Source organism: Catenulispora yoronensis (genome assembly GCF_039531695.1).
Classification (GTDB): Bacteria; Actinomycetota; Actinomycetes; order Streptomycetales; family Catenulisporaceae; genus Catenulispora; species Catenulispora yoronensis.
The window spans coordinates 1-23,937 of the sequence record NZ_BAAAQN010000104.1; the positions used below are offsets into that span (position 1 = coordinate 1).

At 70.9% G+C, this 23,937-nt stretch carries 15 protein-coding genes; 8 read left to right on the forward strand and 7 right to left on the reverse strand.

The window, feature by feature from the left end; genetic code table 11:
• The 3 genes from ABD481_RS44865 to mshB form a co-directional block, all read right to left on the reverse strand.
• On the reverse strand, window positions 1-3,568 hold a 3,568-nt coding region (locus ABD481_RS44865), incomplete at its 3' end, for a VanW family protein (protein ID WP_344672054.1).
• 296 nt (window positions 3,569-3,864) lie between these two features.
• Entirely contained in the window at window positions 3,865-4,428 is a 564-nt protein-coding gene (locus ABD481_RS44870; protein ID WP_344672055.1) for a hypothetical protein, read from the reverse strand.
• A gap of 11 nt (window positions 4,429-4,439) precedes the next feature.
• Window positions 4,440-5,384, reverse strand: coding sequence for an N-acetyl-1-D-myo-inositol-2-amino-2-deoxy-alpha-D-glucopyranoside deacetylase (mshB, locus tag ABD481_RS44875; protein ID WP_344672056.1), 945 nt, complete (start codon window positions 5,382-5,384; stop codon window positions 4,440-4,442).
• Between the two features lie 75 nt (window positions 5,385-5,459).
• Here mshB and ABD481_RS44880 point away from each other — a divergent pair, with 75 nt between their 5' ends.
• The 3 genes from ABD481_RS44880 (at window position 5,460) to ABD481_RS44890 (ending at window position 11,130) form a co-directional block, all read left to right on the forward strand.
• Entirely contained in the window at window positions 5,460-7,610 is a 2,151-nt protein-coding gene (locus ABD481_RS44880) for a S9 family peptidase (RefSeq protein WP_344672057.1), read from the forward strand.
• A gap of 173 nt (window positions 7,611-7,783) precedes the next feature.
• On the forward strand, window positions 7,784-10,279 hold the full coding sequence (locus tag ABD481_RS44885) for a WD40 repeat domain-containing serine/threonine protein kinase (protein WP_344672058.1): 2,496 nt from the start codon (window positions 7,784-7,786) through the stop codon (window positions 10,277-10,279).
• 92 nt (window positions 10,280-10,371) lie between these two features.
• Window positions 10,372-11,130, forward strand: a complete 759-nt coding sequence (locus ABD481_RS44890; protein WP_344672059.1) for a DUF4232 domain-containing protein — start codon at window positions 10,372-10,374, stop codon at window positions 11,128-11,130.
• A gap of 167 nt (window positions 11,131-11,297) precedes the next feature.
• Here the strand turns inward: ABD481_RS44890 and typA are convergent, their stop codons facing one another.
• Complete coding sequence (gene typA, locus ABD481_RS44895) at window positions 11,298-13,193, reverse strand: translational GTPase TypA (protein WP_344672060.1); 1,896 nt, start codon at window positions 13,191-13,193, stop codon at window positions 11,298-11,300.
• 188 nt (window positions 13,194-13,381) lie between these two features.
• Window positions 13,382-14,278, reverse strand: a complete 897-nt coding sequence (locus ABD481_RS44900; protein WP_344672061.1) for a protein kinase domain-containing protein — start codon at window positions 14,276-14,278, stop codon at window positions 13,382-13,384.
• Between the two features lie 318 nt (window positions 14,279-14,596).
• On the opposite strand from ABD481_RS44900, the gene ABD481_RS44905 reads away from it, so the two are divergent.
• The 4 genes from ABD481_RS44905 (at window position 14,597) to ABD481_RS44920 (ending at window position 19,029) form a co-directional block, all read left to right on the forward strand.
• Window positions 14,597-15,421, forward strand: a complete 825-nt coding sequence (locus ABD481_RS44905) for a hypothetical protein (protein ID WP_344672062.1) — start codon at window positions 14,597-14,599, stop codon at window positions 15,419-15,421.
• A 16-nt stretch (window positions 15,422-15,437) separates the two neighbouring features.
• Window positions 15,438-17,411 (forward strand): fumarate reductase/succinate dehydrogenase flavoprotein subunit, encoded by a 1,974-nt coding sequence (locus ABD481_RS44910; RefSeq protein ID WP_344672063.1) that lies wholly within the window; start codon window positions 15,438-15,440, stop codon window positions 17,409-17,411.
• A 1-nt stretch (window position 17,412) separates the two neighbouring features.
• On the forward strand, window positions 17,413-18,168 hold the full coding sequence (locus ABD481_RS44915; RefSeq protein WP_344672064.1) for a succinate dehydrogenase/fumarate reductase iron-sulfur subunit: 756 nt from the start codon (window positions 17,413-17,415) through the stop codon (window positions 18,166-18,168).
• Between the two features lie 69 nt (window positions 18,169-18,237).
• Window positions 18,238-19,029: an arylamine N-acetyltransferase family protein gene (locus ABD481_RS44920; protein ID WP_344672065.1), complete on the forward strand. Its 792-nt coding sequence runs from the start codon at window positions 18,238-18,240 to the stop codon at window positions 19,027-19,029.
• An 822-nt stretch (window positions 19,030-19,851) separates the two neighbouring features.
• On the opposite strand, the gene ABD481_RS44925 is transcribed toward ABD481_RS44920, so the two are convergent.
• Both ABD481_RS44925 and ABD481_RS44930 read right to left on the reverse strand, forming a co-directional pair.
• Entirely contained in the window at window positions 19,852-22,488 is a 2,637-nt protein-coding gene (locus ABD481_RS44925; protein WP_344672066.1) for a SpoIIE family protein phosphatase, read from the reverse strand.
• A 191-nt stretch (window positions 22,489-22,679) separates the two neighbouring features.
• Window positions 22,680-23,153 carry a (deoxy)nucleoside triphosphate pyrophosphohydrolase gene (locus ABD481_RS44930; RefSeq protein ID WP_344672067.1) on the reverse strand — a complete coding sequence of 158 codons (474 nt, stop codon included), beginning with the start codon at window positions 23,151-23,153 and terminating at the stop codon, window positions 22,680-22,682.
• 60 nt (window positions 23,154-23,213) lie between these two features.
• Between ABD481_RS44930 and ABD481_RS44935 the strand changes: the two genes are divergently transcribed.
• On the forward strand, window positions 23,214-23,501 hold the full coding sequence (locus tag ABD481_RS44935; RefSeq protein WP_344672068.1) for a 4a-hydroxytetrahydrobiopterin dehydratase: 288 nt from the start codon (window positions 23,214-23,216) through the stop codon (window positions 23,499-23,501).
• The last annotated feature ends 436 nt before the right edge of the window (window positions 23,502-23,937 follow it).

The window sequence follows — 23,937 nt, forward strand, 5'->3', positions numbered from 1 at the left end:
TCGCGGCGCTGCCGCCGGTCCCGGCCCCGCAGACCACCCGGTCCTGCGCGGCGTAGGAGGTGTGGAAGACCTGGCGGATCGGATCCTGCCCGGCCTTGGCCAGGATCCGGGTGACGTCGACCTGGAACCCGGGGACACCGTCGGTGGCGACGCAGGAGCCGCCCGAGCCGCCGGTGGTCCGGGGCGCCACCTGGGCGTAGTGCGGCGACGTCTCGGTCTGCACCGAGTCGTAGGCCTTCTGGCCCAGCACCGCGACGGTGACCGCGTTCTCGGTGGTGGCGGTCCACAGGTACACCGGCGCGCCGGAGTCGTTCTGGAACTTCAGGTCCACGTCCGGGTACGCGACCGCGGCCTCCAGCCCGGGCGGGAAGTGGTCGGTCACGACCGCGTGCGGGTGGTGCTCGACGTCCTTCAGCCCGGCCAGGTACTCGGCGTTGAACAGCGCGGTGGCGACCATCGAGGTGCCGGCGCCCGCGTCCAGGCCGCCGACCGCGGCCACCTCGCCCTGCGCCACCGCCGCGGCTCCGGCGGCCCCGGCGACCCCGGCCGGCACGAAGCCGTTGGCGGCCGTCCGCGGCCCGATCACCTGGTTCAGGCTGAGGGTCTGCCCCGCCTGCACGACCTGCCCGCGCACCAGGTCCGCGGCGCGCCGGACGTTGGCCGTCCGCTGCGTCGTGGCCGCGAACGGCGCCGTGTAGGTGCCCATCACGTCCTTGACGCCCAGAGCCTGGGCCGCCTCCGTGGTCAGCGCCGGCGGCAGCGGACCGATCGGCACGGCCACCACGCGCTGCGCCGTCGAGGTCTTCGTCAGCACCGGAACGACAGCGTTCTGGATCGCGGCGGGGGCGTAGCCGGTCCCGTTCTTGCCGGGCACCAGCACCGGCTCGCCGTTGGTGACGGTGAACGTCGCGTCGGTCGCCGGCTGCTCCAGCTTCGCCAGCGCGTCGTGGTCGATCTCGCCGCGCAAACCCTGGCCGTCCAGCTTCGGCGTCAGGCCGCCCCGGCCGTCGGGCACGATCGCCAGGAAGCGCCCCAGCATCGGGGGCTTGAAGACGGTCTTCACGGACCCGGTGACCAGCGTGACCGGCGCCGCCATCGCGGGGCGTGCCAGGTCCTGCATGGCCTGGGCGACCACGGCCGGCGTCACGGTCGGCTGGACGTCGTGGACGACCAGCGCGACCGGGGTGGCCGGGAAGGCCGGGCCGGCCTGGACGCTCGCGGCGGGGGTGTCCTCGCTGCCCGCCGACACGACAGCTTCCGGCATCTTCTCCGGTGCCTTCTCGGGCATCTTCACCGGCGCCTTCTCGGGCATCGCGTAGCCGACCGGCGCTATGGCCACGCCGTGCCCCAGCGCCGCCAGGCGCACCGAGGCCACGCCGTCGTCGAACGCCCCGGCGACCGCGTTCACCGCGGCGTCCAGGTCCACCTGGCGTCCCGGCCGGGGCGCGATCGGCGTCGGCACGCCGTTGGGGAAGGCGACGCCGCCGTCCACCATCGTCCGGTCGAACCCGGCGGTGACCTTCGCCAGGGCGGCGCGCAGCGCGACGCGGTCCACGGTCACCTGCAACGGCACGTCCCGGCCCTTGCCGACCAGCGCCGGCAACGCCACCAGCGGATCGCTCCGGCCGGACGAGGCGGCGGCGACCGTGGCCGCGTAGTCGATACGCAGCCCGGACTGGTCCGGTAACAGCTGGAACACCACGCCGTCGGCCGTGAGGCGCAGCGGCGCGGCCAGCTTCGGCGCCAGCGCCGCGGCGAGCTTGGCCTCCGCGTCGGCGCGCGACAGGCCGCCGATGCCGACGCCGTCCACGACCGTGCCGTTCGGCACCTGGCCCTCCAGCGCCAGCGCGGCCGCGTAGACCCCGCCGAAGACCAGGCCGGCGGCCACCGCGGACACCAGCAGCACGCGGCCCCGCCGCGCCCCGCGGCGAGTGCGGTGGTCCGGGTGGTGGTCGGTCCAGTGCTCGGTGGGCAGCACGGCGGTGTCGTCGTCGCGCGGCGGGGCCGGGCGCGGCACGGTGCGGCCGGTCGCGGGCGGGCCGGAGATGCGAGTCCCGGTACCGGTACCGGCACCGAGGCCGGTTCCCGTACCGCGACCGGCCGCCAACGCGGCGGCGCCCGTCGACCGGGACCCGGTCGTCCCGCCGGCCGGACCGAGGGAGGCCGCCGAGCCGACCGACCTGGCCGAGCCGACCAGGCCGGCCGACCCGCCCGACCGGCCCGCGCCGCTCAAGGCCTTCGCGGACGTCCCGGCCGCCGCCGCACCGCTCTGGCGCGGCGGCGGCGCGGTCTGCGGCCCGGTCCGCGGCGGCGGCACCGGCCGGGGCGTCACCCCCGACGTCGAGATCCGGCGGAAATCCGCGGCCGAGAACGCGGCGGCGCCCATCGGCACCAGCGATTCGGTCGCCGGGTCGTAGAACGACGACTCGCCGGAGGAGTCGTGGAAGATCCCGCCGAGGTACCGCATCCCGACCGGGCTGCGGCGCGCGGCGTCGTAGCCGGGGAACTGCGTCGGCACGCCGTACCGGCCGGCCGGCGGCGCGGTCGGCGAGTTCGGCCCGGACCCGCCGGGCCCCGACGTCCCCTCGGGCCCGGTCTCGCCGCCGAATCCGGCGCCGACGCCGACGAGCCCCGCGCCGACACTCGCCCCGGCTCCGGACCCGATCGCCCGCGCCGCCTCGGCGACGCCGCCGGCCCGCTGGGCCTCCAGCTCGCGCCCGATGGCGTCGAAGTCCCCGAAGAACTGCTCGACGGTGTCCGAGAGCAGGTCCGCCTCGGCCCGGCTGGCCAGGTCCGGCGGCACCGAAGCGGTGAGCCGCGCCGACCGCTGCGGCACCAGCAGCCCGCCGAACGCCGCGCCGGGCATCGGCACCACCATCGTGGCGGTGGTCAGCGCCAGCACGTCGCCGGGCAGCGCGTTCGGCCGCGCCGGGCTGACGCGGTGCAGCATCTGCGAGGCCTCGACCACGGTCTCGATCGGCGCGTCGCCGCGCAGCGTCGTGGCCGGGACCGGCGGCGAGTCGGGGAGCTTGATCCTCAGCAGCGCGCTGGCCTGCTCGGCCGGGACGACGCGCAGCGGTCCTTCGTTCGCAGCCCGCTGCGGATCGCCGCCGGACCCCTCAGGAGCGCCGGGGGCACCAGCTCCACCGGGCCCACCGGGAGCGCCACGACCACCGGCTCCGCCGCCGACGCCACCGACTCCCCCGGCACCGCCCCCGTTCCCGACCGCCGCGCCGCGCGGCCCGATGCCCGCCGCCTGCCGCCCGTCCACCGGCCGCGGCGTCGGGACCTGGCCCAGGATCCCGGTGCCGTAGTCCCCGCCGGACCCGTAGTCGAGCCCGAAGCCGTTGCCCCCGCGGCCGGTCCCCGCCGCCGACTCGTAACGCTGCCCCGGCACACCGCTGTCCGTCCGGAACAGCGAGGCGTCGTGGAAGCCGGTCGAGCCCGGTCCGCCGCCGACAACGGGCGGCACCTCGTCGCGGAACAGCGGCTCGCCGCCGAATCCGTAGTCGGGGAGTTGGTCGGGATCGACGTCCCGAGCCGGGCGTCGGAGATACTCGTCGTTCAAAGTCGGTCGCCTCTGTCAAGGTCGGTCGCGCAGGGCCATCGGGCAGGGCCTACTAGCTGTGCCATCTAGCAGCGCGCCACCGGTCACCAAGAGTGTTGCTCTGATCACAGTACTGTGATCAGCGGTGGTCACAGGGGCGTAAGGGTGACATTGCCACGGCTGTACGGCGCTGACCCGCCGGAATCCGTGCACGCTTCACTCGATCGAGCGAGTTTGGTTCCGCCTGAGGTCCGCCCTGTTCCAGGGCGTGCGCGAGCGCGCCGCCGGGCGGCGAGGAATACCGGGAATCGGTGCGGTCAGCGGACGCGGTCCACCGGCCGGCTCGCCGCCGCGCGGGCCGCCAGCCGGTCGGTCAGCTGCCACTGGTACACCAGCACCGCGATGCCGAAGGCGACGACCAGCCCGCCGTAGACATAGATCTGCGCCGAGGAATTGTTCGCCAGGATGACGTTCCCGCGGTCGCCGACGCCGAACATCAGCGTGCCCACGATCGCCAGCCAGCCGCCGGCCGCGACCAGCACCCCCAACGGCTGCCGCAGTACGGAGGCGGCGACCAGCAGCAGCGCCGTGAAAAACACCAGGCCGACGACCGCGCCGGCCGGGAAGGCGAAGCCCGCTCCGCCGCCGGTGCCGGAGGCCGGGTCCCCGGCGTCCATCAGCCGCGGCCCCGAGCCGCCGACCCGCACCGTGTAGCCCTGGATCATGGTGCCCACCAGCCCGACCACCACGCCGGACGCGCCGAGCCCGGACAGCAGGCACCAGCGGCCGACCGTGCCCAGCCCCTGCCACGCCGCCAGCACCAGCCCGGCCGCGCCGACCACCCCGGCGGCCACCACGAACACGACGACCCTGACGTCCATCGACACGGCCGTCAGCCCTGCGCGGTCTCGAGCCCGGCGAACAGATCCTTCTCCAGCTCGGCGTCCGACCGCTCGGCGTCGCCCTTCACGATCTGGAAGAACTCGTGCGCCATGAACTCCATCCCGATGGCGTTGGAGAGCGCGAAGAAGCCCTCCTCCATCGAGATCTGGGTCGGGTAGGCGCGCATGCCCTCACGCTTGCGCTCCATGTGGGCGCTGCCGTCGACGCAGGTCGTCACCAGCGCGTCGTCGGTGCCGAACGGCAGGTCGTCGACCGATTCCACGGCCAGGAAGCCGCTGGTGTCGCCGGCCTCCTTCAGGGCCCGGATGCCCTCGGCCAGCACCCGCTTGGGCACCGCGGTCCAGTAGATCTTGGCGATCTCCCAGGGCGCGCCGGGCCCGGGCGCGTGGTCCGGGTCGGCGGCCAGCTCGGCGGCCCGCATCGCCACGCGGTGCGCCTGGATGTGGTCCGGGTGCCCGTAGCCGCCGTTCTCGTCGTAGGTCACCAGGACCTGCGGCCGGATCTCGCGGACCACCGCAGCCAGGTGCGCGGCGGCCTCGTCCACGTCGGCGTTCCAGAAGGCACGGGGCTTGTCGTTGGCCGGGGTGCCCATCATCCCGGAGTCCCGGTAGCGGCCGACGCCGCCGAGGAAGCGGTGGTCGTCCACGCCGAGCGCGGTCATCGCGTTGGCCAGCTCCACCACGCGGACGTCGGCCAGCCGGTCCTCGCGGTCGGCGGCCAGGTGCGCCAGCTCGGGCACCAGGATCTCGCCCTCCTCGCCCGCGGTGCAGGTGACCAGGGTGACGTGCGCGCCCTCGGCGGCGTAGCCGGCCATCGTGGCGCCGGTGCCGATGACCTCGTCGTCCGGGTGGGCGTGCACGAGCAGCAGGCGCCGGGCGGCCGTGGGGGCGGGCGCCGGGGACGCCTGCGACGGCGCCGTGGGGTTCGCGGTCATAGAGCAAGGGTAGCCATAGCTCCCGCGCCGCTCCTGGAACGTCCCGGTGCGAAGCGGTGCGCATAGCATGACAGCATGGCAGACACCCCCTCGTTCCCGCGGCATTCGGCCCGGACCCAGCGCTTCACCCTCGGCGTGCCGCGCGCCTTCAGCATCGCCCCGGACGGCTCCCGCATCGCCTTCCTGCGCGGCAAGCACGGCACGGACACCGCGACCTGCCTGTGGGTCCTGGACCCGGCCACCGGGCAGGAGCGGCTCGTCGCCGACCCGATCGCGCTGCTCGGCGGCGCGGACGAGGAGCTGACCGACGAGGAGCGGGCCCGGCGGGAGCGGTCGCGGCAGGGCGCGGCGGGCATCGTCGGGTTCGCCGTCGACGGCGAAGTCGGCACGGCGGCCTTCGCGCTGTCCGGGCGCCTGTTCGTGGCCGATCTGACCGAGGCCGGCGCCGGCGCGCCGGTGCGGGAGCTGGACGTCCCGGCCGGCGTGGCCGACCCGCGGCCGAACCCGGCCGGCACCCACGTCGCCTACGTGGCCGGCGGCGCGCTGCGGGTGGTCGGGGTGGACGGCGCCGGGGACCGCGCGCTGGCCGAGCCGGAGTCGCCGACCGTGACCTACGGCCTGGCCGAGTTCATCGCGGCCGAGGAGATGGACCGGTTCCGCGGTCACTGGTGGGCGCCCGAGGGGGACCGGCTGTTCGCCGAGCGGGCCGACGAGGCGCCGATCCAGACCTGGTACATCGCCGACCCGGCGAACCCCGGCAAGACCCCGGCGGAGGTGCGCTACCCGGCGGCCGGGACGGCCAACGCGGACGTCTCCGGCGTGGTGCTCGGCCTGGACGGCTCGCGGGTGGACGTGCGCTGGGAGGCGGCCTCGCCCTACCTGACCCAGGTGCACTGGTCGGCCGGCGGCGACCCGGTCCTCGGGCTGATGAACCGGGAGCAGACCCGCCTCACCTACGCGCTGCTCGACCCGGACAGCGGGATGGTGACGCTGCACAGCGAGGAGTCGGACCCGCGCTGGGTCGACATCTTCTCCGGCGTCCCGGCCTGGATCTCCGGGCCCGACGACGGCGACGAGGAGGCTACGGCGGCGCTGGTCACCGTCGGCCCGCGCGACGGCGCGAACCGGGTGCTGCTCGACGGCGAGCCGCTGACGCCGCCGGAGCTCCAGGTGCGCGCGGTGCTGTCGGTGGGCGAGCACGGCGTGCAGTTCACCGCCTCGGCCGAGGACCCGGCCGAGATCCACGTGTACCTGGTGTCGCGGGACGGCGTGGTGCGCCAGCTCACCGAGACGTTCGGCGTGCACTCCGCGGTGTTCGGCGCGGACCTGGCCGTCATCGGCTCGGCGGTGTTCGCCGAGCCCGGCTCGACGGCCCGGGTGGTGCGCCTCGACGAGGACGGCGACCTGAAGGACCTGTGCACGGTGCGCAACGTCGCCGAGGTGCCGCGTCTGGCACTGAACGCCACGATGGTCCGGCTCGGCGAGCGGGAGCTGCGCGGCGTGCTGGTGCTGCCCTCCGGCCACGTGCCGGGCACGAAGCTGCCGGTGCTACTCGACCCCTACGGCGGTCCGCACGCGCAGCGCGCGCTGGCCACGCACAACGGCCACCTGGCCTCGCAGTGGCTGGCCGACCAGGGCTTCGCGGTGCTGGTCGTGGACGGCCGGGGCACGCCGGGCCGGGGCCCGGAGTGGGACCGCGCGATCCACCACGACTTCGCCGGGCCGACGCTCCAGGACCAGGTGGACGCGCTGCACGCGGCCGCCGCCGAGCACCCCGACCTGGACCTGGCGCGGGTGGCGATCCGCGGCTGGTCCTACGGCGGCTACCTGGCGGCGCTGGCCGCGCTGCGCCGCCCGGACGTGTTCCACGCCGCGGTGGTCGGCGCGCCGGTCACCGACTGGCAGCTGTACGACACCTGCTACACCGAGCGCTACCTGGGCCACCCGGACACCGAGCCGGAGGTGTACCGGCATAACTCGATCGTGGTCGGCACCGAGCCCGGCGACTGGGCGCCGGAGCACCGGCCGATGATGGTGATCCACGGCCTGGCCGACGACAACGTGGTGGCCGCGCACACGCTGCGGCTGTCCTCGGCGCTGCTGGCCGCCGGCCGGCCGCACGAGATGCTGCCGCTGTCCGGCGTCACGCACATGACGCCGCAGGAAGTGGTCGCGGAGAACCTGATGCTGCTGCAGGTCGACTTCCTGAAGCGGTCGCTGGGGTAGGTCCGGCGGTTCCGGCAGTTCTTTCGGAGGGTCCCCTCGGAGGGCACCCGGGGGAGGGGAAACCCGTCCCGCGCCGCACCGGCTCGATAACGACCGGTGCGGCGCGTCTGTGCCGTCGGTAGCCTGGCCCTGACACCATGCGGGCAGGTGGATCAGAGGGCTGGGGGGCACTCATGGCAGACGACGTACTCGACGGACGGTACCGGCTGGTCCGGTTGCTGGGCCGGGGCGGCATGGGCGAGGTCTGGCGCGCCCACGACGCGCGGATCGGGCGCGAGGTGGCGGTGAAGATCGTCACCGCGGGCGGCCTGACCGACGAGGCGCTGGCGCGCTTCGACCGCGAGGCCCGGATCGCCGGCAACCTCTCCGGGCCCTCGATCGTGACCGTGCACGACTACGGACACGACGAGTACTCCGGCGAGACCGTGCCCTATCTGGTGATGGAGCTGGTCGCGGGCCGGACCATCGCCGAACGCGTACGCCACGACGGGCCGCAGCCGCCGGAGACCGCCCTGCGCTGGGCGCAGCAGGTCTGCGAGGCGCTGACCATCGCCCACGCGGCCAACGTGGTGCACCGCGACATCAAGCCCAGCAACGTGATGGTGACCGACTCCGGCGCCGTGAAGGTGCTGGACTTCGGCATCGCGCGCTTCGTCGAGAACCAGCAGACCCGCACCGGCCTGACCGCGGCCGGCATGGTCATCGGCAGCGTCGAGTACATGTCGCCGGAACAGGCCCAGGGCGGCCGCGTCGACGCCCGCTCCGACCTCTATTCGCTGGGCTGCCTGCTGTTCTTCACCCTGACCGCCCGCGGCCCGTTCGAGGCCGACACCCCGATGGGGCTGGCCTATCAGCACGTGACCAAGCCCGCGGAGGCGCCCAGCCGCTACCAGATGGGCATCCCGCCCGAGGTCGACGAGCTGGTGCTGGCGCTGCTGGCCAAGGAGCCGCAGGACCGGCCGGCGGACGCGCGGACGGTCGGGGAGCGGATCGGGGTGCTACTGGGGGCGAACAAAAGTGGCGGCGGTGAAAGCAGTGCCGCTGCTGCCGGAAGTACTGCTGCTACCCAGGGCCCTGCGAGCGGCGCGCAAGCAGCAGCGGGTGTCGCAGGCGCAGCGGCCGGTGCCGCCGCAGCCCAGTCCTCCGGACCGGCGACCGGGCCGGGACCCGCGCAGGCAGCGGCCTTCCAATCGCCCACCGGCGCCGGCCACACCAGTGTGATGCCACAGACCGGCTCCATGGCGATCCCGACAACCCAGGGCCCGGGTCCGTCCACCCCGCCTCCGCCGACCGTGAACCAGGCCGAGCGCGACACCGGTTTCTGGACCCCGGGCCAGGACACCCAGGTCACCGAGGTCCGCCACTACCCGGGCTCCGGCGCGCCGCCGCCCGGCCGACCGATGAGCGGCCCCGCAGCTCCGCAGCCGCAGCCCGACCGCTCCCACGGCCGACGCTGGTTCCTCGCCGGCGCGGTGGCGGTCGCGGCGGGCGGCGCGGGCGTCGGCACTTGGCTCGCGGTGGGCAAGGGCGCGAATTCGGCGAACAGCCCCACCGGCCACGACTCCGCGAACAGCACCGCCGACGGCACTCCGTCGAGCCCGGCCACCGGCTCCGGAACCCCCAAGAACTCCGCATCCGCCGCCGGCACTGCCCCCTCCAGTTCCGCCGGGGCCACGACCGCTGCTTCCTCCGCGTCCTCCCCGTCCTCCCCCTCCTCCACGGGCAGCACCGGGCCCACGCCGATCGCCAAGCCGACGCAGATCGCCAAGGTGGACCTGAAGAATCCGATCAACCACGTCACCTTCACCCCGGACGGCAAGTACCTCGTCGCCGGCGCCCAGGACAACAACGCTCACCTCTACGACATGTCCGATCCCGCGCACCCGCGCCATGTCGGCACGGCCAGCAAGCACACCGCGATGGTCTTCAACGTCGCGGTCAGCTTCGACAGCAAGCTGCTGGCGACCAGCTCGTGGGACCAGACGCTCGGACTGTGGGACATCCAGGACGCGACCGCGCCGCGCCTGCTCCAGCGGGTGAACCTCGGCGAGAACCTGGAGGGCGTGCAGTTCAGCCCGGACGCCTCGCTGGTGGCGGTCGGGACCACCAGCGGCAAGGTCTGGCTGGTCACGGTCGCCGACCCCACCCGCCGGTGGGCCCTGACCAAGCACACCGCCCTGAGCTACAGCGTGGCGTTCAGCCCGGACGGCACGACCCTGGCCACCGGATCGTTCGACCACAGCGTCAAGTTCTGGGACGTGCGGGACCCGTCCGCCGCGAAGCTGCTGGCCAGCGCGAGCGACCACACCGACCGGGTCTTCGACATCGCCTGGGGCCGGCACGACAACATCCTGGCCACCGGTTCCGCCGACCACTCGCTGATCCTGTACGACGTCTCCGACCCCTCGCACCCGGCGGTCATCAAGAAGCTCCCCCAGTCGGACGAGGCCACCGGCGTGGCCATCAGCCCCGACGGCCGGCTGGTCGCCAACGGCGCCGGGGCCAACAAGGTGGTGCAGGTGTTCGACCTCGCCACCCCGAGCGCGCCGCAGCCGCTGACCCCGCTCGCCGGACACACCGATTACACCCTGGGCGTCGCCTTCAGCCCGGACAGCACCCTCCTGGCCGCCTCCAGCCAGGATCAATCAATCCTGATATGGCGGTTCTGAGAACACCACGCCCCATTTGTACTCCGTGTCAAACAACCTGTCCGGGTTATGGGACGTCTACCTTTCGTCAACGCCCGGGAAGGTTGGGTTCCATGAACCGTATTTCCGCAATGTCCGTAGCCGGCACCCTCGGCGCCGTCGGGGCGGTCCTCGCTCTGACCGCCGGATGTGCGAGCACTGCCAGTACCAATCCCGCCGCGACCGGCTCGGTGGGCTCGACGGCCACCACGTCCGGCACCGGATCGCCGAGCACGCCGGGTACCCCGGACTCGACGAACGCGACCGGCTCGGCGGGCTCGTCCGGCACGCCGACGACCGCGTCGTCGACGCCGTCGCCGTCGTCCCCGGCGAGCTCGCCGGGCGCCGGACCGACCGGCACGGTCGCGCCCGCGGCCGGCGTCGCCGCGTGCACCACGGCCGAGATGCCCGGAGGCACCTGGACCCTGGTCCCGAACAGCGAGGGCACCGGCCACGTGGCGGCCGACATCGCGCTGCGGAACACCTCCGGCCACGCCTGCACCGTCACCGGCTTCCCCGGGGTGTCGCTGCTGGCCTCGGACGAGCACCCGCTGCCGACCACCGTGGTCCGCTTCCCGGCGGCCCCCGCCGCCGTGACCGTCGCGCCCGGCGGCTGGATCCACTCCGAGGTGCGCTACTCCCCCAACATCCCCGGCGACGGCGAGCCGGCCACCGGCGAGTGCGAGCCGAAGACCGTGCACGCGCTGGCCCAGCTGCCCGGCGACACCAAGTGGGCGAAGATCACCCTCGCCGCGCCGACCACGGTCTGCGAGAAGGGCTCACTGGAGGCGAAGCCGTTCGTGGCCGGGCAGTCCACCCCGGCCGGTGGCTGAGCCGCGACGGCTGCCGGACACCGGACCTCCGACACGGACACCGGGCCTCCGACACCGGACGCTGGACCCGGACACCGGACACGGCAAAGGGCCGCTGCGGGAAGTTTCCCGCAGCGGCCCTCAGCCAAGTTGTACCTACCTACTCACCGTCCCGGACTTGCCGCGCCTCAGCTCTTGCCCTTGGCCGCGTTACCCCGCGACCGGCCCCGGACCTGGGCGTTCAGCTCCACCTTCCGGATCCGGACGGTGTCCGGCGTGACCTCCACGCACTCGTCCTCGCGGATGAACTCCAGCGCCTGCTCCAGCGACAGCTGGCGCGGCGGGATCAGCGTCTCGGTGACGTCGGACGTCGACGAGCGCATGTTCGTGAGCTTCTTCTCCTTGGTGATGTTCACGTCCATGTCGTCGGACCGCGAGTTCTCACCGATGATCATGCCCTCGTAGACCTCGGTGGTGGGCTGCACGAACATCGTGCCGCGCTCCTGGAGGTTCATCATCGCGAACGGCGTGGCGTTGCCGGACCGGTCGGCCACCAGCGAGCCGGAGGTGCGGGTGCGCAGCTCGCCGTACCAGGGCTCGTAGCCCTCGAACACGGCGTGCGCGATGCCGGTGCCGCGGGTCAGCGTCAGGAACTCGGTGCGGAACCCGATCAGGCCGCGGGAGGGGACGATGAACTCCATCCGGACCCAGCCGGTGCCGTGGTTCGTCATGGTCTCCATGCGGCCCTTGCGGTTGCCCTGGATGAGCTGCGTGACCGCGCCCAGGAACTCCTCGGGGGCGTCGATGGTGAGGCGCTCGACCGGCTCGTGCAGCTTGCCGTCGACGGTCCGGGTGACCACCTGCGGCTTGCCGACGGTGAGCTCGAAGCCCTCCCGGCGCATGGTCTCCACCAGGATGGCCAGCGCCAGCTCGCCGCGGCCCTGGACCTCCCAGGCGTCCGGGCGCTCGGTGGGCAGCACCCGCAGCGAGACGTTGCCGACCAGTTCGCGGTCCAGCCGGTCCTTGACCAGACGCGCGGTCACCTTGGTGCCCTTGGTCGGGCCGCGGCCCACCAGCGGGGAGGTGTTGGTGCCGATGGTCATCGAGATGGCCGGCTCGTCGACGGTGATCAGCGGCAGCGGCCGCGGGTCCTCCGGGTCGGCCAGGGTGTCGCCGATCATGATCTCCGGGATGCCGGCGATCGCGATGATGTCGCCGGGGCCGGCGGACTCGGCCGGCTTGCGCTCCAGCGCCTCGGTCATCAGCAGCTCGGTGATCTTGACCCGCTCGACGGTGCCGTCGTGCCGGCACCAGGCCACCTGCTGGCCCTTGCGGATCTCGCCCTGGTGCACCCGGCACAGCGCGATGCGGCCCAGGAAGTTGGAGGCGTCCAGGTTGGTGACGTGCGCCTGCAGCGGCGCGCCCTCGGTGTAGGAGGGCGCCGGGATGGTCTCCAGGATGGTCTTGAACAGCGGCAGCAGGTTCTCCGAGTCCAGCTCGCCGCCCTGGCCGTTGCCGGAGGAGCCGGGGACCGGCTTGGTCAGCGTGGCCTTGCCGTCGCGGGCGATGGCGTAGACGATCGGGAACTCGATCTGCTCCTCGGTGGCGTCCAGGTCCATGAACAGCTCGTAGGTCTCGTCGATGACCTCGTCGACCCGGGAGTCCGGCCGGTCCACCTTGTTGATCAGCAGGATCACCGGCATCTTCGCGGCCAGCGCCTTGCGCAGCACGAACCGGGTCTGCGGCAGCGGGCCCTCGGAGGCGTCCACCAGCAGCACGACGCCGTCCACCATGGACAGGCCGCGCTCCACCTCGCCGCCGAAGTCGGCGTGGCCGGGGGTGTCGATGATGTTGATCACCACGTCCTCGCCCGCCGGTCCGCGGTAGTGCACCGCGGTGTTCTTGGCGAGGATGGTGATCCCCTTTTCGCGCTCCAGGTCGTTGGAGTCCATGGCGCGCTCGTCGACGTGCTGGTGCTCGCCGAACGCCCCGGACTGCCAGAGCATCGCGTCGACCAGGGTCGTCTTGCCGTGGTCGACGTGCGCGACGATCGCCACGTTCCGGATGTTGTCGCGTGTGGGCATGCCTGAGCGCTCCTTGGCAGAAGGGGATACCTACCCATGGTACGTGCTCGGCAATCCCCCCGCTCACCCTCAGTGCCCGAGCGGATGTGGCGGTCGTCGCACTTCGGGCGTGACGCCGGTCACATCGGGGCCCGCGAGGGTGTCGAATCGGCCGCCGCGGGCCGTCGCACCCGCCGTCGCACCCGCCGTCATGCCGGCTGGACCGAGGCCGCGGCCTGCGCGGCGATCTCCGCGGTCAGCACCGGCGGCAGCCACCCCTCCGGCAGCGGCGCCGGTCCGCGCCGGTCGATGAACTCCAGCACCTGGCGGGCGGTGGCCCGGGCGTTCGGGTCCTTGACCAGGCAGCCGCCGACCAGCTCGGCCGGCACCGGGGGCAGGAAGCCGAGCACCGGGGTGCCCTTGGCGATCCGGGCCGGCAGCTCGGCCACCGGACCCTCCCCGAACGGAGCACGGCCGGCGGCGGCGAAATAGAGGAGGGAGCCGAGGGAAAACATGTCAGCCGCCGGGGTCAGGCCGCGGCCCTGGGTCTGCTCCGGAGCCAGGTACGCCGGCGAGCCCGGCAGCGCCGCCGGATCGGCCGTGGAGGCGGTGCCGTGCCGCGCGCGGGCCGCGACGCTGCGCTCCAGCAGGTGCACCCGGTCCGGGGCCAGCAGCACCTTGGCCGGGGCCAGGCCGCGGTGGATCAGCCCGGCGCCGTGCACGATCAGCAGCGCCGCCGCGAGCTCGCGGGCCAGGGCCACCAGCACCGGCTCCGGCAGCGGCCCGCACTCGGCCACCGCGCGGGTCAACGGCACGCCGGCCACGAACGCGCTGGCCACCCACGGCGGCTCGCCGTCCGGCTCGGCGTTCAGCACCGGGGTGGTGGACATCCAGGACATCGCCCGGGCGTGGGCGACCTCGTTCCGCAGCCGGGAGCGGAACCCGGTGTCCTCGGCCGGGCCGGGGCGCACCAGCTTCAGCACCACCGCGCGTCCGACGTCGGACCGCGCCAGGTATCCGGTCCCGGTCGATCCGGAGCCCAGACGGTGGCGGAGGGTGTAGGGGCCCACCCGGCGCGGATCGTCGTCTCGCAAGTCGTCCATCATGTGCCCCGTCCCCCGAATCGCGTCCCCGAATTCAGCGAGAACGCCATCCCCATATGCGTTTTCAGAGCATGATGCCAGGACCCTGCGGCGGTGCTCCAACCCCCGTGGCGTGGCGCGCGACGAGCCGTCAGTAAGATGTGAGGTAGATCACGTTTCCACTACTCCGGGTGACGCGTTCTATGGAATCTGATGCGCAGTCCACTAGAGTTCGCGCAGCTCCACAGAGCTCTGCCGAGGAACGAGACATCGCACCACCGCAAGGCATGACGCAAGACATCACAGTGTAAGAACATTGCCCGTCTGGGAGACGACAAGTCGATGGCGACTGACACCATCGCGCCCGGCCCCGAGGCCCCCGCCCCGCTGAGCCCGGCGCGCGCAAAGATCGAACAGAAGACGCTGCGCACAGACCGGTGGTGGCTCAGTCCGCTGCTGACGTTGCTGGTGCTGATCGCCTTCATTTTCTACGCGACGTTCCGCGCGTTCCAGAAAGCCGATTACTACGCCGACGGCCTGATCTCGCCGTTCTACAGCCCGTGCCTGTCGACCAACTGCCTGCCGGACTCGCCGCTGGGCGGGTTCACCCCGATCGGCAGCTGGTGGACGCAGTCCCCGGCGCTGCTCATCCTGGTCTTCCCGCTGGGCTTCCGGATGACGTGCTACTACTACCGCAAGGCCTACTACCGCGCCTTCTGGCAGTCGCCGCCGGCCTGCGCGGTGGCCGAGCCGCACGGCAAGTACACCGGCGAGACCCGGTTCCCGCTGATCCTGAACAACACGCACCGCTACTTCTTCTACGCGGGACTGATCTTCAACGTCATCCTGACCTGGGACGGGATCCTGGCCTTCCGGAACGCCGACGGCGCCTGGGGCCACATGAGCCTGGGCACGCTGGTGCTGCTGGCCAACGCCGCCCTGCTGTGGCTGTACTCGCTGTCGTGCCACTCCTGCCGCCACGCGATCGGCGGCCGCCTGAAGCACTTCTCGAAGCACCCGCTGCGCTACAAGGGCTGGACCCTGGTGTCGAAGCTGAACCACAAGCACATGCTGTTCGCGTGGATCTCGCTGTTCGGCGTGGCACTGACCGACGCCTATGTCGCGCTGGTCGCGAACGGCACGTTCAGCAACCCGACGTTCTTCTAAGGAACAGTGCGCCAAAATGACTGAGAACGCTGAGAACATCGAGCGCCACTCCTATGACGTAGTGGTGATCGGGGCCGGCGGCGCGGGACTGCGCGCCGCGATCGAGGCCCGGCAGGCCGGCAAGCGCGTGGCGATCATCAGCAAGTCGCTGTTCGGCAAGGCCCACACGGTGATGGCCGAGGGCGGCGCGGCGGCCGCCATGGGCAACGTGAACGCGAAGGACAACTGGCAGGTCCACTTCCGCGACACGATGCGCGGCGGCAAGTTCCTGAACCACTTCCGGATGGCCGAGCTGCACGCCAAGGAGGCGCCGGACCGGATCTGGGAGCTGGAGACCTGGGGCGCGCTGTTCGACCGCACCAAGGACGGCAAGATCAGCCAGCGGAACTTCGGCGGGCACGAGTACCCCCGGCTGGCGCACGTCGGCGACCGCACCGGCCTGGAGCTGATCCGCACCCTGCAGCAGCGCGTGGTGGCGCTGCAGCAGGAGGACAAGGCCGCGAACGGCGACTACGAGTCGCACCTGCGGGTGTTCGCCGAGACCACGATCGTCCGGCTGCTGAAGGACGCCGAGGGCCGGATCGCCGGCGCGGTGGGCTACTACCGGGAGACCGGGCAGTTCGTCCTCTTCCAGGCCCCGGCGGTGATCCTGGCCACCGGCGGCATCGGGCGCAGCTACACCGTCACCTCCAACTCCTGGGAGTACACCGGGGACGGCCACGCGCTGGCCCTGCTGGCCGGCGCGACGCTGGTCAACATGGAGTTCATCCAGTTCCACCCCACCGGCATGGTCTGGCCGCCGTCGGTGAAGGGCATCCTGGTCACGGAGTCGGTGCGCGGCGACGGCGGCGTGCTGCGCAACTCCGAGGGCAAGCGGTTCATGTTCGACTACGTCCCCGACGTCTTCCGCAAGCAGTACGCGGAGACCGAGGAGGAGGCGGACCGCTGGTACAACGACCAGGAGAACAACCGGCGCCCCCCGGAGCTGCTGCCGCGCGACGAGGTCGCCCGCTCGATCAACTCCGAGGTGAAGGCCGGCCGCGGCACCCCCAACGGCGGTGTCTACCTGGACGTGTCCACCCGCCTGCCCGCCGACGAGATCCGGCGCCGCCTGCCGTCGATGTACCACCAGTTCAAGGAGCTGGCCGACGTCGACATCACGGCCAAGCCGATGGAGGTCGGGCCCACCTGCCACTACGTGATGGGCGGCGTCGAGGTCGACCCGGACACCCAGGGCACGAACGTGCCGGGCCTGTACGCGGCCGGCGAGTGCGCCGGCGGGATGCACGGCTCGAACCGCCTCGGCGGCAACTCCCTGTCCGACCTGCTGGTCTTCGGACGGCGCGCCGGCCTGCACGCGGCCGAGTACCTCGACTCCTTCGACGCCGACGGCCGTCCCGCGGTGGTCGCCGAGGACGTCGACGCCGCCGTGGAGGAGGCCCTGGCGCCGCTGTCCAACGCCGACGGGGAGAACCCGTACACGCTGCACCACGACCTCCAGATCACCATGAACACCCTGGTCGGCATCATCCGCAAGCCGGAAGAGGTCAGCGAGGCGCTGGGCAAGCTGGAGGAGTTCAAGCCGCGCCACAAGAAGGTCGGCAGCACCGGCGGCCGCCGCTTCAACCCGGGCTGGCACGTGGCCCTGGACCTGCGCAACATGCTGATCGTCAGCGAATGCGTCGCCAAGGCGGCCCTGGAGCGCGAGGAGTCCCGCGGCGGCCACACCCGCGACGACTTCCCGGCCATGTCCCCGACCTGGCGCCAGGTGAACCTGATCTGCTCGCTGAGCGCGGACGGGACCGGCGTGGACCTGAAGCACCAGCCGATCCCCACCGTGCGCCCGGACCTGCTGGCCCTGTTCGAGCTCTCCGAGCTGAAGAAGTACTTCACCGACGAGGAGCTGGCGGTTCTGGAGCCGGTCGCGATCCCCGAGCAAAAAGCCGACGAGGGCGCCGAGAAGTCCGAGACCGCCGCCGAGGAGAAGTGACATGGGTTACCAGGGAAAGTTCAAGGTCTGGCGCGGCGACGCCTCCGGCGGCGACCTCAACGACTTCGAGGTCGAGGTCAACGAGGGCGAGGTCGTCCTGGACGTGATCCACCGCCTGCAGGCCACCCAGGCCCCCGACATGGCCTGCCGCTGGAACTGCAAGGCCGGCAAGTGCGGCTCCTGCTCCGCGGAGATCAACGGCAAGCCGCGCCTGATGTGCATGACCCGCATGTCCACCTTCGAGCAGGACGAGACCGTGACCGTCACCCCCCTGCGCACCTTCCCGGTGATCAAGGACCTGGTGACCGACGTCGGCTTCAACTACACCAAGGCCCGCGAGGTGAAGTCCTTCACCCCGCCCGCCGACCTGGCCCCCGGCGAGTACCGCATGCAGCAGGTCGACGTCGACCGCTCGCAGGAGTTCCGCAAGTGCATCGAGTGCTACCTGTGCCAGAACACCTGCCACGCGGTACGCGACCACGAAGAGAACAAGGACAACTTCGCCGGCCCGCGCTACCTGATGCGCGTCGCCGAACTCGACATGCACCCCCTGGACACCGCCGACCGCAAGAAGGCCGCCCAGGAGGAACACGGCCTGGGCTACTGCAACATCACCAAGTGCTGCACCGAGGTCTGCCCCGAGCACATCCACATCACCGACAACGCCCTCATCCCCCTGAAGGAACGCGTCGTCGACAAGAAGTACGACCCCCTGGTCTGGCTCGGCAGCAAGATCCGCCGCCGCACCGACGCCTGACGCATAAGTGCCGCGGCCCCCGGGCCGCGGCACCATGCGCACCCCGCCCAGGTCTGCGATAAAGGAACCATGCCCACGCAGCGCCTGCACCCGGAACAAGCGGCCGCCTACCTCGCCCGCATCGGCATCACCGGCCCCCTCACCCCCGACGCCGCCACCCTGCGGGCCCTCCACCGCGCCCACCTGCGCACCGTCCCCTTCGAGAACCTGAGCATCCACCTCGACGAGGACATGCCCCTCACCATCCCCGCCCTGTACGACAAAATCGTCACCCACCACCGCGGCGGCTTCTGCTACGAACTCAACGGCCTGTTCGCCACCCTCCTGGAATCCCTGGGCTACCGCGTCCACCGCCTCTCCGCCCGCACCTTCACCCCCCACCGCGGCTTCAGCCCACCCCTCGACCACATGGCCCTCCACGTCACCGACACCACCAACACCCCCTGGCTCGCCGACATCGGCTACGGCCGCCACACCGACCACCCCCTCAACCTCACCACCCGCACCGACCAAAAAGACCCCGCCGGCCTCTTCCGCATCACCGAATACGAAGACGGCGAACTGGACATCCTCCACGAGGGCGAAGCCCAATACCGCGTAGACCCCCGCCCCCTCTCCCTGAGCGACTTCACCATGGCCTCCTGGTGGCAACGCACCTCCCCAGAAGCCCACTTCACCCAGTCGCTGATCTGCTCCCTCCAAACCGACACCGGCCGCATATCACTGAGCGGCCGCAAACTCGTGACAACGGACGCAGCCGGCCGCCACGAGAAGGAGCTGGGCTCGGACGAAGAGGTGCTGGGCGCCTACCGCGAGCTGTTCGGGATCGAGCTGGAGCGAGTGCCGGTGGTGAAGGGGTAGGGCGAACGAGCGGCGGCGGCAGCCCACCAATTCACGAACCAGAACCGGCGGGCCAGCGCTCAGCACGAAACCAATGACCGGAACGGGCAGCAGCGAGCGCACCAGGTCACGAAGGCGAACCGACGGCTGCGAGCACTCGGCACCACGCCGCGAAGCGCCAGCATTCGCACCGGCAGCCGTAAGCGCTCGGCACCAGGTGACGGACTCGAACCAGCAGCCGCAAACGCTCAGCACCAAACCGCGCAGGGCCAGCATTCGAACCGGCGGCCGCAAGCACTCAGCGCCAGCTCACGGACTCGAACCGGCGGCTGCGAGCGCCTGGCGCCAAGCCGCGCAGGCCCAGCATTCGAACCGGCAGCCGCAAGCGCCCAGCACCAACCCTCAAAGCCCCGGGACTCGAACAGTCGGCCGGAAGCCAGAAGCTCCACCCCCGCCCCCAGAGACTGTCAATCCCCCACCTGGGTTTTGGTTCGTTCCCCTCGGTCACGTCGGCAGGGCTTTGCCTACAGTGCCGCCGACCGGGTGTCAAGTTCATGCAAGCGCAACCGCAGCCCATCAGCCCTCACCGCAACGGCATGGACTTGATACCCGGGCGGCGGTGCTGTACCCGTAGGGCTGCTGACGGGACCGAGGGGAACGAACCCCCACCTCACAAACCGCCAGCGCAGGGACTAGCAGCCACCCCCCTATGGAGCCGGCGCCAGTTCCCCGAGGGATCCGAGGCCCTCGCCGGAGGCGCCTGCTTCACCCAGCTTTTGACCTTGACTTTGACCTTGACCTTGACCTAAAAACTCTCAAACCATCTCACCCCACCCTCCACCCTCACACCAACTCAAACCAAACAATCTTCCCCTCCCCCGTAGTCCGCGTCCCCCACCGCGTAGCCAACTGATTCACCAACTGCAACCCCCTCCCCCCCTCATCAGTCTCCTGCGCCCGCCGCACCTGCGGCACCACATCCAGCGCATCCCCCACCTCCACCAACAACCGATCCGTCTTCAACATGTCCAGCGACACCGGCGACCGCCCATACCGCTGCGCATTCGTCACCAGCTCGCTCACCAACAACTCCGCCGTATCCGTCAGCCCACCCATATCCCACTCCCCCAACCGCTCCCTCACCTTGTGCCGTGCGTCCGACACCGCTGACGGGTGCGCATCCAACTGCCAATGAGCCTTCCGCTCATCAGGAATCGACTGCACCTGCGCCAACAACAGCGTCGCGTCGTCCGACGTGTCGCCGGTGATCCCCAGCACATCCGTCACCGCATCGCAGCATTCCTCCAACGAGTCCGGAGGACAGTTCGCCAACAACGCCGCCATCACCCCAATCCCCTCGTCGATGTCCCGGCCCTTGTCCTCGACCATGCCATCCGTATAGAAGGCCAGCCGCGAACCATCCGGGATGTCGAACTCCTTCGTCTCGAACACCCAGCTCCGATACGCCCCGCCCCCGACCCCCAACGGCGGCGACGGCGGCACATCCAGCCCACCCACCGTCCCGTCCGGCGACAGGAGCAACGGCGGCGGATGCCCCGCCCGCGACACCGCGAGTCGACCGGTCGCCGGGTCGTAAACCGCGTAGATGCACGTCGCCAAGTGGTTCTCGGACAGCGACGCCCCAAGCTCGTCCAACTGATGCAGCACCTGCGCCGGCGACAGATCCAGCCCCGCAAGCGTGCGCGCAGCAGTACGGAACTGCCCCATGATCCCCGCAGCCCGAACCCCGACCCCCATCACGTCCCCCACCACCAACGCCACCCGCGCCCCCGAAAGCTGGATCACGTCGAACCAGTCCCCACCGACCTCAGCCCCCACCGACCCCGGCAGATACCGATACGCCACCTGAACACCAGGCAGGCTCGGTATCCGCTGCGGCAGCAACGCCCGCTGAAGCATCAGCGCCGTAGTCCGCTCACGAAAATAAAGCCGCCCGTTGTCCATCGAAACCGCAGCCCGAGTCGTGATCTCCTCCGCGACATCGATGTCCTCCGGCTCAAACGGAGGACTATCCGGATGCCGGTGAAAGTGCACGACACCCAGCAACGCCTCGCGAGCCCACAGCGGAACCAGAATCGAGTCCCCACCGGTCGGCTGCCACAACAAAGTTCCATCAACAGCGCGAATCGGCTCCTTGGCCACCGCGCTGATTCCCGCCGCCGAGTGCCACGCGGCGCCGGCCAGCATGCGATCGGTGATGTCCGGATCAGTCGACCACGCGCTGAACCCCTCAGCCCGAACCGGATCGGCTACCGGCGCCCGCCCCTCGCCGCTTCCTCCACCCCCACCACCCCCACCACTTCCGCCACTTCCGCCAACGCCACCGGCTCCACCGGCTCCAGCACCTCCAGCACCTCCAGCACCTCCAGCACCTCCGCCACTCCCACCTACTCCACCAACTCCACCAACTCCACCACCGCCCCCACCCCCCGAACCCACCACCCCATCCCCACCATGCACCAACACCCTCCGCCGCCGCACCGGCGCCAACCAAACCGGCCCAACCGGCCCAATCCTCTCGTCAAAAACCTCCTCCTTGATCTCAATCACAACCGCATCCGCGAAATCCGGCACCGCCACATCCGCCAACTCCCGCGCCGTCCGCTCAACATCAAGCGCCGTCCCCATCCGCGACCCGGCCTTGTTCACCAACGCCAACCGCCGCCGCGCCCCCGCCGCCGCAGCCGCAGCCCGATGCCGATCAGTCACATCGAGAATCAGCCCCGACAGCCCGATAACCTCCCCATCCGGCCCATGCAGCCGGTTGTAACTCACCGACCAGACCCGCTCCTCCTCCGACGCCGGCGTGAAACCGCCATACTGCTCGTCCACCACAGGGATCCCGGTACGCAGCACCTCATCGGGAATCTCCTCCAGCGCCGGATCCAGATCCGGGAGCACCTCCCTGATCCGCCTCCCGATATGCGCCGACACCGGCAGTCCGTTGATCCGCTCCAGCGCACGGTTCAGCCGGACGTACCTTCCCTCCTCGTCATAAACAACAACACCCACAGGGAACTGCTCGAACAGAGAGTCCAACACAGCGCGATCACGCGTAATACGAACCAAGTCCTCACCGGAATTGGCGTACCCGAACACCAGAACGTGATCGTCCTTATCCCTCAACCCCATCAAATGCACATCAACCGGAACCCTGCCCCCATCCGGCGTCAACGCCTCCAGCTCACCGCGCGCATCATCACCGGACCGAATCGCCTCGACCATCGCGTCCGCGGCGTCCGCATCCTCGTCCCGGAACATCGCCCGAAACGGCTTCCCCAGCATCGCCGTACGCTCGAAGCCGAACAGCTCCTCGGCATTGAGCCGGTACTCCCGGATGAACCCCTCGCCATCGAGCATGAACGTCGCCGACCGGACCCGCTCGATGACTCCAGCCATCCGCCCCAGATGCCGCTGCGCATCCCCCTCGGACCCCTGCCCGAAGACAGACGTGGTCATCGCCCATCCGTCGCCGCGCCATCCGGGGTTGTCCAGCCGCTCCCGGTGGGGCTGTGACTCCTGCGGCTGGTCGGGCATGGGCGGTCGTTTCTGTCGAGGGCCGGTTCTTCCGGATACCTTCCCGAAAAGGCTCAGCCTCAAGCAGTTGATCCGACTTTCACACTATGAGAGCAGTCACAGCGAGTACAGCCTCACCAGGAGGTTTGGGACAGCTCGCCGACGATCGGTACGTCCGGCGCCAGCCAGTCCAGGCCGAGCAGATCGGCGCGGGCGACCCAGGCCAAGACGTCGTGATCCTCCAACGGACGCGGATCCGGCTGCCCGGGCAGCAGACGCGCCAGGTAGACGCGCAGCGTCAGGCGATCGTCGATGTGCGCATCGGCCCCCACCTGCCGCCCGACAACCACCTCGACGCCAAGCTCCTCGCGGCATTCGCGCACCACGGCTTCGGCGTCGGTCTCGCCAGGCTCCACCTTGCCGCCCGGGAACTCCCACTTGCCGGCCAGCCGGGGCGGCGCGGAGCGACGGGCGCACAACACGGTCTCGACCCTGCCACCAGCCTCGCCATCAGCCCCGGCAGCGGTCCCAAAAGCACTCTCAACAACGCGACCGGTAGCGCGAACAATCGCCGCGCCGACAACGATCACCCTGGTCTCGGTGGTCATTGCCCCGAGTTTAGGGCCCGCTTCCGCGACGGGCGGCCGAACTCCGGCGACAATGAGGTCATGCGCATTCTCGAGCAGGAGGAGATCTACCGACGGCTCGCTGACCTGCCGGAATGGTCCGGCGGGGCGGAAGCCCTGACGCGCACGTTCACCGCCACCGACTTCCTCGCGGGAATCGCCCTGGTGGACCGGGTGGCCGCGGCCGCCGAGGACCTCGACCACCATCCCGACATCGACATCCGATGGCGAACACTGCGATTCCGCCTGTCCACCCACTCGGCCGGCGGGGTCACCGACCTCGATGTGGAGCTGGCTCACAAGATCGAGGCGCTCATCCTCGAAACCTAACCCCTCACCTCACCTCACCTCACCTCAGCTCAGCTCAGCTCGGCTTGCCTCACTCAGCTCTGGCTCGGCTCTGGCTTGATCCAACTCAGCTCAGCTTGGCTCAACTCAGCTCTGACTCGGCTTGGCTCAACTCGGTTCAGGCTTGGCTCGGCTCGGCTCGGCTCGGCTCGGCTCAGCTCGGCTCGGCTCTGACTCAGCTCAGCTTGGCTCAACTCAGCTCTGACTCGGCTCAGCTCGGCTCAACTCAGCTCTGACTCGGCTTGGTTTGGCTTGGCTTGGCTTGGCGTGGCGTGGCTTGGCTTGGCTTGGCTTGGAGCCTGTTGTCTTTCCGAACGTGGCTGGTGGTGGGCCATGCTTTGGGGTGGTTCAGGGTTGATCGGTGCATGAGTGCAGGGCCTTCCGTGTAGCTCGATGAGTGTCTAAGTCCTCGAGCGGG

Excerpts from the sequence above, each read along its gene's own strand:
- ABD481_RS44870 (WP_344672055.1), bottom strand. The coding sequence starts at position 4,428 with ATGGACGTCAGGGTCGTCGTGTTCGTGGTGGCCGCCGGGGTGGTCGGC.
- mshB (WP_344672056.1), bottom strand. The coding sequence starts at position 5,384 with ATGACCGCGAACCCCACGGCGCCGTCGCAGGCGTCCCCGGCGCCCGCC.
- ABD481_RS44880 (WP_344672057.1), top strand. The coding sequence starts at position 5,460 with ATGGCAGACACCCCCTCGTTCCCGCGGCATTCGGCCCGGACCCAGCGC.
- ABD481_RS44885 (WP_344672058.1), top strand. The coding sequence starts at position 7,784 with ATGGCAGACGACGTACTCGACGGACGGTACCGGCTGGTCCGGTTGCTG.
- ABD481_RS44890 (WP_344672059.1), top strand. The coding sequence starts at position 10,372 with ATGAACCGTATTTCCGCAATGTCCGTAGCCGGCACCCTCGGCGCCGTC.
- typA (WP_344672060.1), bottom strand. The coding sequence starts at position 13,193 with ATGCCCACACGCGACAACATCCGGAACGTGGCGATCGTCGCGCACGTC.
- ABD481_RS44900 (WP_344672061.1), bottom strand. The coding sequence starts at position 14,278 with ATGATGGACGACTTGCGAGACGACGATCCGCGCCGGGTGGGCCCCTAC.
- ABD481_RS44905 (WP_344672062.1), top strand. The coding sequence starts at position 14,597 with ATGGCGACTGACACCATCGCGCCCGGCCCCGAGGCCCCCGCCCCGCTG.
- ABD481_RS44910 (WP_344672063.1), top strand. The coding sequence starts at position 15,438 with ATGACTGAGAACGCTGAGAACATCGAGCGCCACTCCTATGACGTAGTG.
- ABD481_RS44915 (WP_344672064.1), top strand. The coding sequence starts at position 17,413 with ATGGGTTACCAGGGAAAGTTCAAGGTCTGGCGCGGCGACGCCTCCGGC.
- ABD481_RS44920 (WP_344672065.1), top strand. The coding sequence starts at position 18,238 with ATGCCCACGCAGCGCCTGCACCCGGAACAAGCGGCCGCCTACCTCGCC.
- ABD481_RS44925 (WP_344672066.1), bottom strand. The coding sequence starts at position 22,488 with ATGACCACGTCTGTCTTCGGGCAGGGGTCCGAGGGGGATGCGCAGCGG.
- ABD481_RS44930 (WP_344672067.1), bottom strand. The coding sequence starts at position 23,153 with ATGACCACCGAGACCAGGGTGATCGTTGTCGGCGCGGCGATTGTTCGC.
- ABD481_RS44935 (WP_344672068.1), top strand. The coding sequence starts at position 23,214 with ATGCGCATTCTCGAGCAGGAGGAGATCTACCGACGGCTCGCTGACCTG.